Origin of the sequence: Pseudomonas sihuiensis, assembly GCF_900106015.1 — a bacterium.
Taxonomy (GTDB): domain Bacteria; phylum Pseudomonadota; class Gammaproteobacteria; order Pseudomonadales; family Pseudomonadaceae; genus Aquipseudomonas; species Aquipseudomonas sihuiensis.
Window position 1 is genome coordinate 3,944,380 of the sequence record NZ_LT629797.1, and the last position, 11,254, is coordinate 3,955,633.

The following is an 11,254-nucleotide window of genomic DNA, read 5'->3' on the forward strand; positions in this document are numbered from 1 at the left end:
GCCATGTACCTCGGTATCGACTGCGGCACCCAGGGCACCAAGGCGCTGGTGCTGGATGCTGACAGCGGCCAGGTGCTCGGCGCCGGCAGCGCCAGCCACACGCTGCAGAGCGGCGCCAATGGCCGCCGCGAGCAACAGCCGCAGCAATGGCTGGAGGCTTTCGAGCAGGCAACCCGACAGGCGCTGACGGCTGCGGGCATCAGCGGCGAGCGGATTCTCGGCATTGGCGTCTCCGGCCAGCAGCATGGCCTGGTGCTGCTCGATGAACAGGGCGCGGTGCTGCGCCCGGCCAAGCTCTGGTGCGACACCGAGTCGACCCCGGAGAACCAGCGCCTGCTCGATCATCTCGGCGGCGAGGCCGGCTCGCTGCAGCGCCTGGGCGTGGCCATCGCGCCGGGCTACACGGTGTCCAAGCTGCTCTGGACCCAGGAGCAGCACCCGGATCTGTTCACCCGCATCGCGCATATTCTGCTGCCGCACGATTACCTCAACCACTGGCTCACCGGCCGTGCCTGCAGCGAGTACGGCGACGCCTCCGGCACGGGTTATTTCAACGTGCGCACGCGCAGCTGGGACCGCGAGCTGCTGAACGTCATCGACCCCAGCGGGCGCCTCTGCAAGGCGCTGCCAGAGCTGATCGAGGCAGATCAGCCAGTGGGTAGCCTCCGCCCGCAGATCGCCCGGCAGTTGGGCCTGAACCCGGATGCCGTGGTGGCCAGCGGCGGTGGCGACAACATGATGGGCGCCATCGGCACCGGCAATATCCGTCCGGGCGCGATCACCATGAGTCTGGGCACCTCCGGCACGCTCTACGCCTACAGCGATCAAGCGATGATCAGCCCGCATGCTCAGGTGGCGACCTTCTGCTCATCGAGCGGCGGCTGGCTACCGCTGATCTGCACCATGAACCTCACCAGCGCCACCGGGCTGATCCAGCAACTGCTGGAACTGGACATCCAGACCTTCGGCGAACTGGTCGAGCAATCGCCCATCGGCGCCGAGGGCCTGCTCATGCTGCCGTTCTTCAATGGCGAACGGGTGCCGGCACTGCCCAGCTCGCGCGCCAGCCTGCTGGGCATGGACAGCGACAACCTGACCCGCGCCAATCTGTGCCGGGCGGTGGTCGAGGGCAGCAGTTTCGGCCTGCGCTACGGCCTCGACCTGCTGCGCGCCAGCGGCCTGCAGAGCCAGACCATCCGCCTGATCGGCGGCGCGGCGAAGAGCCCGGTGTGGCGCCAGGTGATCGCCGACATCATGGGCACGCCACTGGTCTGCCCGCAGCACACCGAAGCCGCCGCGCTGGGCGCCGCGATCCAGGCCGCCTGGTGCCTGACGCCCGGAGCGGATCGCCAGGCGCAGCTGGCCGAACTGTGCGAGCGTTGCGTGCACCTCGATGCCAGCACGCAGACCCAGCCGGACCCGGCGCGCACGGCGCAGTACGAAATGGTCTATCAACGCTACCGCAAGCAGGTAAGCCTGCTGGCCGAGAGCACACCGGCGTGAGAACGCCTTGAGGGCACCTCCAAGAACCTAGGCAAGGCAGATAGTGCCGATGAGATACGGCTATCAAAGCGGCGTCCGTAGGAGCCCCGCCCCGGGGCGAAGCCTCTCGAGTCCGCGCCGCCCAGCTTCGCGGCGGGGCGCCGCTCCTACGAATTCCCCGCCTTGGCGCTTAACTGATTGGCATCAGGCGAAGCAGGTGGTTTTTAGAGGTGCCCGTTAACCGATACGGAGAAGAACATGTACCTGGTCTGTGGCGAAGCGCTGTTCGATGTGTTCATCCAGGGCGACGGTGGGTGTGGCAATGAGTTGGCCTTCAAGGCCATCGCCGGTGGCTCGCCGTTCAACGTGGCGCTGGGCCTGCGCCGTATGGGCGCCAACTCGGCGCTGTTCACCGGGATTTCCTCGGACAGCCTCGGCCAGCGCCTGCGCCAGGTGCTGCGTGACGAAGGCGTGAGCGATGCCTACCTGATCGCCAGCGATGCGCCGACCACCCTGGCGATGGTCGGCCTGGACGCTGCCGGCTCGCCGCAGTATTCCTTCCGTGGCGAAGGCTGTGCCGACCGCCAGCTGCTCGCCGAGCACCTGCCGGCACTGGATGCGCAGGTGCGCGGCCTGCATGTCGGTTCCTTCTCTTTGGTGGTGGAGCCAGTGGCCGAGACGCTGCTGACGCTGGTGCAACGCGAACATCAGCAGCGCCTGATCAGCCTCGACCCCAACGTACGCCTCGGCCCGGCGCCGGATATCGCCCACTGGCGCGAGCGCGTCGAGACCTTCGCCGGCTACGCGCATCTGATCAAGGTCAGCGAAGAGGATCTGCAGCTGTTGTACCCCGAACGCGACCCGCAGCAGGTCGCATCGAGCTGGCTCAACCAGCGCTGCCAACTGGTGTTTCTCACCCACGGCAGCAAAGGCGCCAGCGTCCACAGCCACTACGGGCACTGGTCGGTACCAGCCGTGGAGGTGCACACCCGTGACACCGTTGGCGCTGGCGATACCTTCCAGGCCGCGCTGCTCAGCTACCTCGCCCGCCACGATCTGGACAGCCCCGAGGCGCTGGCGACGCTGAGCCGTGAGCAGATCGACGCCATGCTGCGCCTGGCCATCGAGGCTGCCGCGCTGACCTGCGCCCGGGTCGGCCCCGACCTGCCCTACCTGCATGAACTGGAACGACAGAGCGCGCGCTGACCAGGCCCACCCTCGCGGTGCCAGCTGGCAGCGACACAGGCTCCCTGTGCGCCTGGGCGAATTACCCGAAACCGCCGGTTGTCGCTCAGCTCGCTGGAGGCGACACTTGGCGTGTGACTCGCACAGCGCAGCGACAGTCGTTCTAGCAGCGTATTTTCAGACAACCCAGAGGTTCAGGGCATGCCTTACAAACATCAGGTGATTCCGCTTCAGGCCCACGAGGGCAACGAAACCGCCGAGCAGGCGCTGCACAGCATAGTCGATGGCTTCAAGCGCTTTCGCAACGAGGTCTTCCCGCAGCAGGAAGAGCTGTTCAAGAAGCTCGCCACCGCCCAGAACCCACGCGCCATGTTCATCACCTGCGCCGACTCGCGCGTGGTGCCGGAGCTGATCACCCAGAGCTCGCCCGGCGACCTGTTCGTCAACCGCAACGTCGGTAATGTGGTGCCGGCCTACGGGCAGATGATGGGCGGCGTCTCCACCGCCATCGAGTACGCGGTGATGGCCCTGGGCGTGCAACACATCGTCATCTGCGGCCACTCCGACTGCGGCGCGATGAAAGCGGTGCTCAACCCGGCCTCGCTGGAAACCATGCCCACGGTGAAAGCCTGGCTGCGTCATGCCGAGGTAGCACGCAGCGTGGTGGCAGAGAACTGCAACTGCAGCGACGACAAGGAAGCCCTTGCCGTGCTGACCGAAGAGAACGTGGTGGCGCAGCTCAACCACCTCTGCACCCATCCGTCGGTGGCAGCCAAGCTGGCGCGCGGCCAACTGTTCATCCATGGCTGGGTGTATGACATCGAAACCAGCCAGATCAAGGCCTACGACGCCGAGCTGGGCAGCTTCCTGCCGCTCGATGGCGACAAGATTCCAATGGCGACGCCACGCGCGCGTTTTCCACAAAGCTGAAAGCCCTTGCAGGGTGGCCGCGCACCGAGCCTCACCCGGTCGCGGCTAAAGCCCCTCCCACAAAACGCACCGTGAACGTGGGAAGGACTTTAGGCCGTAGGGTGCGCCGCGCGCACCAGACTCCCCCCGATCACGGCTAACCTGGTCTGGTGCGCATAGCGCACCCTACCAGGGACCAGTCAGAACTTCTCCCCACGCAGCACTTCCACCTGCGCCAGGTAACAGACCATGGCGAAGTGGTCGTAGTAGCGCACCTGCAGATGCTCGGCGATGCGCTCGGCCAATTCGCGGTTGCAGATGATTTCCAGGCGGATGTTGCCTTCGGTGTCCCAGCCGGCGCTGCGCACGCCGCGGTGTCCACGGCCACGCGCGTCGGAAATGGTCCAGCCGGGTGCGCCGAGCGCTTCCAGATCGGCCAGCAGGCGCTTCTCCAGCGCCGCCTCGCAGATCACGGTGAGCAGGGTGCGGCTATGTGCGTTCATCTCAGAACCCCCAAGCGATCAGTCGTTCGGCCAGCGCCAGGTACAGCGGAATGCCGATCAGGATATTGAATGGGAAGGTGATGCCCAGCGAGGCGGTCAGCGACAGCGACGGGTTGGCCTCGGGCAAGGCCAGGCGCATCGCCGCCGGCACGGCGATATAGGACGCCGAGGCCGCGAGCGTGGCCAGCATCGCCGTGCCACCCAGGCTCAGGCCCATGAAGCGCGCCAGCAAGGCACCGATCAGCGCACCGAGCAGCGGCATCAGCAGGGCGAAGGCCGCCAGGCGCACACCGAACTGCTTCAGCGCACCGAGCTGGCCGGAGGCGATCAGGCCCATCTCCAGCAGGAAGAACGCCAGCACCGGCTTGAACATGCTGGTGTACAGCGGCTCCAGCGGCTTGATTGCCTCCTTACCGGCGATCGCGCCGATCACCAGGCCGCCGAGCAGCAGCATGATGCTCTTGCCGAGGAAGATCTCGCGGCCCAGTTCGCCCCAGTGGGTCTCACGCGAAATGCCTTTGGCCAGAACGATACCGACCAGAATCGCCGGAATCTCCAGGATGGCCACGAACAGCGGCATGTAACTCTCGAACTCGATGCCCTTGGCCAGCATGTAGGCCACTACCACGGCGAAGGTACCGGCGCTGACCGAACCGTAGTGCGCCGCCACCGCCGCGGCGTTGACGCGGTCGAAACGCAGGCCGCGCAGCAGGACGAACGCCAGGATCGGCAGTAGCACACCGAGCGCCAGTACCAACGCCGACTGACCGAGCAGCTGCAGGCTGGCCTGCTGCGCCAGCTCCACGCCGCCGTGCAGCCCGATGGCCAGCAGGAGGATGATCGACAGCGTCTCGTACAACGCCGCCGGTAGCTTCAGCTCGCTCTTGAGCAGGCCGGCGACCAGGCCGAAGACGAAAAACAGCACCACCGGATCCAGACCCACCTCAGTTCACCTCCCCTGCTTCTCAGGGTGCGCTGTGCACACCTGCCACTGTTCACCACCCGCGCCGGTGCGCACGGCGCACCCTACGCGGACGGCTACCCAACCAAAGGAAAGGGCCATGCCCCGGCACAAGGCGGTGCTGATCGCCCTGCTTTACCTCGCCACGAAGGCGAAGCGCCGGGGCATGACCGGAAAGCTTAGCCGGCACGCCAGGCTTGGCCCCCACGCTGGCGAGTCGCAAAAACGCCGTTAACGTTTTGCGCGAGGCGACCGAAGGGGTGAAGCACATGGATGTGCCGTGCAAAAAAAGGGAGCCTTGCGGCCCCCGGGACAAACCTGCGCCGTAGCGCTGAATAAAAAAGGAGCCCGGGTTACGCCCCGTCAAACTTGCCCATCCAACAGGCCGGGCTCCATAGAGGTTAACCTTCGATTTCCACCAGCACTTCGCCCGGATTGACGCGGTCGCCCTTGGCCACGTGAACGGCCTTGACGGTGCCGGCAATCGGCGCCTGCACTTCGGTTTCCATCTTCATCGCTTCGGTGATCAGCACCGCCTGACCGGCCTTGACCGTGTCACCTTCCTTGACCAGCACATCGACGATGTTGCCCGGCATGGTGGTGGACACGTCGCCCGGTGCACCGGCCTGCTTGCGCTTGCCAGCAGCGCCTGCGACGTATTCATTGAGCGCCTCGAACACCACTTCTTCCGGCATGCCGTCGATGGACAGGTAGAAGTGGCGCTTGCCGTCGCCCTTGACGCCAACACCGGTGATGTCCACGCGGTAGCTTTCGCCGTGCACGTCGACCACGAACTCGGTCGGCACGCCTTCACCACCCACCGGCGCGGCCTTGCCCTGACCGTTCGGCATGGGCAGCAGCTCTTCCGGCTTGAGGGTGCCGGCCGCGCGCTCTTCGAGGAACTTGCGCCCGATATCGGGGAACATGGCGAAGGTCAGCACGTCCTCTTCGGACTTGGCCAGGCTGCCGATCTCTTCACGTAGGCGCGCCAGCTCGGGCTTGAGCAGGTCGGCCGGGCGTACGTCGATCACTTCTTCGCTGCCGATGGCCTGCTTGCGCAGTTGCTCGTCGACCTTGCCCGGTGCCTTGCCGTAGCGGCCTTGCAGGTACAGCTTCACCTCGTTGGTGATGGTCTTGTAGCGCTCGCCGGCCAGCACGTTGAAGAACGCCTGAGTACCGACGATCTGCGAGGTCGGCGTCACCAGCGGCGGAAAGCCGAGGTCGGCACGCACGCGCGGAATCTCGTCCAGCACCTCATTCATGCGGTTTAGCGCGCCCTGCTCCTTGAGCTGGTTGGCCAGGTTGGAAATCATCCCGCCTGGCACCTGATTGACCTGCACGCGGGTATCCACGCCGGTGAACTCGCTCTCGAACTGGTGGTACTTCTTGCGCACGGCGTGGAAGTACATGCCGATTTCCTGGATCAGCTCCAGGTCCAGGCCGGTGTCGAACTCGCTGCCCTTGAGCGCGGCGACCATCGACTCGGTGCCCGGATGGCTGGTACCCCAGGCCAGACTGGAGATGGCGGTGTCGATATGGTCGGCGCCGGCTTCAATGGCCTTGAGCTGGCACATCGAGCCGAGACCGGCCGTGTCGTGACTGTGGATGAATACCGGCAGATCGACTTCGCTCTTCAGTGCCTTGACCAGCGCGAAGGTGGCGTAAGGTGTGAGCAGGCCAGCCATGTCCTTGATGGCGATGGAGTCGATACCCATCGCCTGCATGGCCTTGGCCTGGGCAACGAACGCCTCGGTGGTGTGCACCGGGCTGGTGGTGTAGGCGATGGTGCCCTGGGCGTGCTTGCCGGCAGCCTTCACTGCCTCGATGGCCACGCGCAGGTTACGCACGTCGTTCATCGCGTCGAAGATGCGGAACACGTCGATGCCGTTGACCGCCGCCTTGGCCACGAAGGCCTTGACCACGTCATCGCTGTAGTGGCGGTAGCCGAGCAGGTTCTGCCCGCGCAGGAGCATCTGCAGGCGGGTGTTGGGCAGCGCGGCCTTGAGCTGGCGCAGGCGCTCCCAGGGGTCTTCCTTGAGAAAGCGCACGCAGGCGTCGAAGGTGGCGCCACCCCAGACTTCCAGCGACCAGTAGCCGACGCGGTCGAGCTTGTCGCAGATCGGCAGCATGTCCTCGGTGCGCATGCGCGTGGCCAGCAGCGACTGGTGGGCATCGCGCAGGACGGTATCGGTAACGGTGATCTTCTTGCTCATGATGTCCCCTACAGGCCCGCGTGGGCAGCGATGGCGGTGGCGATGGCGATGGCCAGGTGCGACGGGTTGCGCTTGATCGAGTATTGGGTCAGTTCAGGGTGGCTTTCGACGAAGCTGGTATTGAACTGGCCGCTACGGAATTCCGGATTACGCAGGATTTCCTGGTAGTAGGGCGCGGTGGTGCGCACGCCCTGCACGCGCATGTCGTCCAGCGCGCGCAAGCCGCGGTCCATGGCCTCTTCCCAGGTCAGCGCCCAGACGATCAGCTTCAGGCACATCGAGTCGTAATAGGGTGGAATGGTGTAGCCGGTGTAGATCGCCGTGTCAGTGCGCACGCCGGGCCCGCCGGGCGCGTAGTAACGGGTGATCTTGCCGAACGAGGGCAGGAAGTTGTTCTTCGGGTCCTCGGCGTTGATACGGAACTGCAGGGCATAACCGCGGTGGATGATGTCTTCCTGCTTGACCGACAGCGGCAGGCCGCTGGCGATGCGAATCTGCTCGCGAACGATGTCGATGCCGGTAATTTCCTCGGTGATGGTGTGCTCCACCTGCACCCGGGTGTTCATCTCCATGAAGTACACCTCGCCTTCGGCGAGCAGGAACTCCACGGTACCGGCGTTCTCGTAGCCCACGGCCTGCGCCGCGCGCACGGCGAGGTCACCGATATAGGCGCGCTGCTCGGGGGTGAGCTGCGGGCTGGGGGCGATTTCGATCAGTTTCTGGTTACGGCGCTGGATCGAGCAATCGCGCTCGTACAGGTGCACGGTGTTGCCGAAGCTGTCGGCGAGAATCTGCGCCTCGATGTGCTTCGGGTTGACGATGCATTTTTCCAGGAAGACTTCGGCGCTGCCGAAGGCCTTGGTCGCCTCGGAAATGACCCGCGGATAGGCCTGCTCCAGCTCCTCGCGGCTGTTGCAGCGACGAATGCCACGACCGCCACCACCGGAGGTGGCCTTGAGCATCACCGGATAACCGATGCGCTCGGCTTCACGCAGGGCTTCGCCCAGGTCGGCGACGTTGCCTTCAGTACCGGGGGTGACCGGCACACCGGCCTTGATCATGCTGCGACGCGCTTCGGTCTTGTCGCCCATGCGACGGATGACTTCTGCACTCGGCCCTATGAATTTGATCCCACGTTCGGCGCAGATCTCTGCAAGTTCGGCATTCTCGGACAGAAAGCCATAGCCGGGGTGCAGCGCATCGCAACCGGTTTCCACGGCCAGATTGACCAGCTTGCGCGGGTTCAGATAGCCCGCCAGCGGGTCTTCACCAATGCTGTGCGCTTCGTCGGCACGCTTGACGTGCAACGCATGACGGTCCGCATCGGAGTAGATCGCCACCGAGCGGATGCCCATCTCGGCGCAGGCCCGCACGATGCGGACGGCAATCTCACCACGGTTGGCGATCAGTATTTTTCTTATCACGATCCAATCCTCAGCGCAGAGCTGCAAGGGCCGCTGCAACAGTTGGTTGCAAACGTGGTGAAACCCTATCCGGCTATACGAATTAACAAAAATGAATAATTATTTGATCGTGCATAAGTAATTACTTATGCATTGACCGAACGAGGACGAAACCGTGCGTAAAACCCTGCTGCGCATGACCTTGCGCCAGCTCCAGGTGTTCCGTGCCGTGTGCGAACACGGCTCCTACAGCCGCGCGGCCGAGGAAATGGCGCTGACCCAGCCCGCCGTCAGCCTGCAGATTCGTCAGTTGGAGGAGCTGGTCGGCCAGCCGCTGTTCGAGTACGTCGGCAAGAAGCTCTACCTGACCGAAGCCGCCGAGGCACTCAAACGCGCCAGCAGCGATATCTTCGGCCGCCTGGAGAGCCTCGACATGCAGCTGTCCGACCTGCAGGGCTCACTGCAGGGGCAGCTCAACCTGTGCGTGGAATCCAGCGCGAAATATTTCATTCCCCACCTGTTCGCCGAATTTCGCCGCCAATACCCGGAAGTCAGCCTCAACCTAACGGTGGTCAACCACGCCCTGGTGGTGCGCCGCCTGACCCAGAGCCGCGACGACCTGATGATCATGAGCCAGGTGCCGCAGGACCTGGCGCTGGACTTCATGCCCTTTCTCGAGAATCCGATCATCGCCGTGGCGCCGCCGGATCACCCCCTGTGCGAGGCGGACAGCCTGCAGCTGCAGGACCTCACCGCCTATCCCCTGCTGATTCGCGAAAGCGGCTCAGGCACTCGTCGCGCCTGCGAAGAGTACTGCCACCAGAAACGTGCGCACTTCCCCAACACCCTGGAGATCGGCTCGCTGGAGTCGCAGCGCGAGGCGGTGCTTGCCGGCCTCGGCATTGCCTTGCTACCACGCCATGCCGTGCGTCTGGAACTGCAACACGGCCTGCTGCGCGAGCTGCCGGTGGTAGAGCTGCCCTTGCAGCGCAGCTGGTGCGTGGTGAATATCCGTGGCCGGCGCCTGTCGCCGGTGGCGCAGGCCTTCGTCGACTTCATCCGCACCGAGCGCGCGCAGATCGTCAAACTGGCCGAGCGCTTCCAGCCCAGCCACACAGGATCGGGCAAGAATCTCGCAGGATCGGCCTAACCCTTCTTAACTGATATACGGGACATTGGCATCCTGGGATCGCTCTACCAAAACCTGCCTGGGAGAAACCTATGCTGTCGGGAATCAGCGCCCTGCTCGGCGCCCTTCGCGCGCTCGAACGCGACAACGGCCAGGCCGTGCTCGCCACCGTGGTCAAGGTCGAAGGCTCGGCCTACCGCCGCCCCGGTGCGCGCATGCTGATCCCGCTCTACGGCGGCACCGTGGGCACCATCAGTGGCGGTTGCCTGGAGTCCGAAGTGGCGAAGAAGGCCTGGTGGCTGACTGATGGCGGCGAAGCCGTGATCCGCCGTTACAGCACCGCCACCCAGGACGACGATGACGATCAGGACGCCGCACTGACCTTCGGCCTCGGCTGCAACGGCACCGTGCACGTGCTGCTCGAGCGCCACAGCGCGGAAAAGCCGCTGGCCGTCCTCGAGTTGCTGCGCCAGGTGCGCGAAAGCGGCCAGGCCGGGGCGGTCGCCACGGTGATAGGTAGCTATCGCAACGCCCGCGTGCGTGTCGGCGATCGCCTGTGCCTGCATCCCTCGCTGGGCGACAACGGCCGCCTGCTCGATTCCGCACTCGACGCCGAGGTTCGCGCCGATCTGCAGCGAACCCTGACCGATGGCCGCTCCTCACTGCGCAGCTACCGTGATGCGCGTGGCGAGATCGAGGTGTTCTGCGAATACCTGGCGCCGCAGCGGCGCCTGGTGATCTTCGGCGCCGGGCATGATGCACAGCCGCTGACGCATATTGCCAAACTGCTGGACTGGCACGTCACCGTGGTCGATGGTCGCGCGCATTTCGCCCGCGCCGAGCGCTTTCCCGACGCAGATACGGTGCTGCAGGTCGATGCACGCCCACCCTACGACCTGCACAGGCTCACCGACGGCGCCATGGTGGCGATCATGAGCCACAGCTACAGCCAGGATCGCCACTGGCTGGGCAGCGTGCTGCAGGGCACGCCGGCCTATATCGGCCAACTGGGGCCACGCGATCGCACCGAACGCCTGCTGGACGAGATCCGCCCACACAGCCCGCACTTGCCGGCGCTGGAGCGCCTGCACTACCCCATCGGCCTGGACATCGGCGGCGATACGCCGGAGAGCGTGGCCACGGCGATTCTCGCCGAGATGACCGCCGCCATTAACCTCCGTGCAGGCGGCATGCTCAAGCATCGCCAGGCGGCGATCCACACGCCAACGCCACTGGACTGCAGCGAGATCGAACCGGCGTCCAGACTGACCGCTTCCTGATCAAAGCCCCGGATTGCATCCGGGCTACAGGCTTGTGGGGTGGGCCGGGCGGCGATCCGTTTTAGCCCACGCTGGCGACGATTGGTGGGCTAAAGCCCACCCTACGGCCTGCAATCCCTTGTGCTCAAATTACATCCACTCCACCGCCGAACTCAGACCGGTAGGGTGGGCTTCAGCCCACCACGGCTG

The 11,254-nt window shown here is 65.0% G+C and carries 10 protein-coding genes; 6 read left to right on the top strand and 4 right to left on the bottom strand.

Annotated elements, in window-relative coordinates; genetic code table 11:
• The first annotated feature begins 3 nt into the window (after positions 1-3).
• From xylB to BLT86_RS18580, 3 genes are all read left to right on the top strand, one after another.
• Positions 4-1,503, top strand: coding sequence for a xylulokinase (gene xylB, locus BLT86_RS18570; RefSeq protein WP_017676153.1), 1,500 nt, complete (start codon positions 4-6; stop codon positions 1,501-1,503).
• Between the two features lie 237 nt (positions 1,504-1,740).
• Positions 1,741-2,688, top strand: coding sequence for a carbohydrate kinase family protein (locus BLT86_RS18575; RefSeq protein WP_017676154.1), 948 nt, complete (start codon positions 1,741-1,743; stop codon positions 2,686-2,688).
• Positions 2,689-2,868: 180 nt separating this feature from the next.
• Complete coding sequence (locus BLT86_RS18580) at positions 2,869-3,597, top strand: carbonic anhydrase (protein ID WP_003464702.1); 729 nt, start codon at positions 2,869-2,871, stop codon at positions 3,595-3,597.
• Between the two features lie 179 nt (positions 3,598-3,776).
• Here BLT86_RS18580 and BLT86_RS18585 read toward each other — a convergent pair whose 3' ends face one another.
• Both BLT86_RS18585 and BLT86_RS18590 read right to left on the bottom strand, forming a co-directional pair.
• Complete coding sequence (locus BLT86_RS18585; RefSeq protein ID WP_017676155.1) at positions 3,777-4,079, bottom strand: P-II family nitrogen regulator; 303 nt, start codon at positions 4,077-4,079, stop codon at positions 3,777-3,779.
• A gap of 1 nt (position 4,080) precedes the next feature.
• Positions 4,081-5,022: a sodium-dependent bicarbonate transport family permease gene (locus BLT86_RS18590; RefSeq protein WP_017676156.1), complete on the bottom strand. Its 942-nt coding sequence runs from the start codon at positions 5,020-5,022 to the stop codon at positions 4,081-4,083.
• 118 nt (positions 5,023-5,140) lie between these two features.
• On the opposite strand from BLT86_RS18590, the gene BLT86_RS26255 reads away from it, so the two are divergent.
• Positions 5,141-5,275, top strand: coding sequence for a hypothetical protein (locus BLT86_RS26255; protein WP_017676157.1), 135 nt, complete (start codon positions 5,141-5,143; stop codon positions 5,273-5,275).
• Positions 5,276-5,441: 166 nt separating this feature from the next.
• Here the strand turns inward: BLT86_RS26255 and oadA are convergent, their stop codons facing one another.
• The gene (oadA, locus tag BLT86_RS18595; protein WP_092378815.1) at positions 5,442-7,253 is read right to left on the bottom strand and encodes a sodium-extruding oxaloacetate decarboxylase subunit alpha; all 1,812 of its coding nucleotides are present in this window, start codon (positions 7,251-7,253) and stop codon (positions 5,442-5,444) included.
• Positions 7,254-7,261: 8 nt separating this feature from the next.
• On the bottom strand, positions 7,262-8,677 hold the full coding sequence (locus BLT86_RS18600; protein ID WP_017676159.1) for an acetyl-CoA carboxylase biotin carboxylase subunit: 1,416 nt from the start codon (positions 8,675-8,677) through the stop codon (positions 7,262-7,264).
• 154 nt (positions 8,678-8,831) lie between these two features.
• On the opposite strand from BLT86_RS18600, the gene BLT86_RS18605 reads away from it, so the two are divergent.
• Both BLT86_RS18605 and BLT86_RS18610 read left to right on the top strand, forming a co-directional pair.
• Positions 8,832-9,806: a LysR family transcriptional regulator gene (locus tag BLT86_RS18605; RefSeq protein ID WP_017676160.1), complete on the top strand. Its 975-nt coding sequence runs from the start codon at positions 8,832-8,834 to the stop codon at positions 9,804-9,806.
• A gap of 71 nt (positions 9,807-9,877) precedes the next feature.
• A complete protein-coding gene (locus BLT86_RS18610) occupies positions 9,878-11,065 on the top strand; it encodes an XdhC family protein (protein WP_017676161.1) in 1,188 nt (395 codons plus the stop codon).
• The last annotated feature ends 189 nt before the right edge of the window (positions 11,066-11,254 follow it).

What these genes read in the sequence shown, in the direction of transcription:
- xylB (WP_017676153.1), top strand. Translation starts at nt 4, where the DNA reads ATGTACCTCGGTATCGACTGCGGCACCCAGGGCACCAAGGCGCTGGTG.
- BLT86_RS18575 (WP_017676154.1), top strand. Translation starts at nt 1,741, where the DNA reads ATGTACCTGGTCTGTGGCGAAGCGCTGTTCGATGTGTTCATCCAGGGC.
- BLT86_RS18580 (WP_003464702.1), top strand. Translation starts at nt 2,869, where the DNA reads ATGCCTTACAAACATCAGGTGATTCCGCTTCAGGCCCACGAGGGCAAC.
- BLT86_RS18585 (WP_017676155.1), bottom strand. Translation starts at nt 4,079, where the DNA reads ATGAACGCACATAGCCGCACCCTGCTCACCGTGATCTGCGAGGCGGCG.
- BLT86_RS26255 (WP_017676157.1), top strand. Translation starts at nt 5,141, where the DNA reads ATGCCCCGGCACAAGGCGGTGCTGATCGCCCTGCTTTACCTCGCCACG.
- oadA (WP_092378815.1), bottom strand. Translation starts at nt 7,253, where the DNA reads ATGAGCAAGAAGATCACCGTTACCGATACCGTCCTGCGCGATGCCCAC.
- BLT86_RS18610 (WP_017676161.1), top strand. Translation starts at nt 9,878, where the DNA reads ATGCTGTCGGGAATCAGCGCCCTGCTCGGCGCCCTTCGCGCGCTCGAA.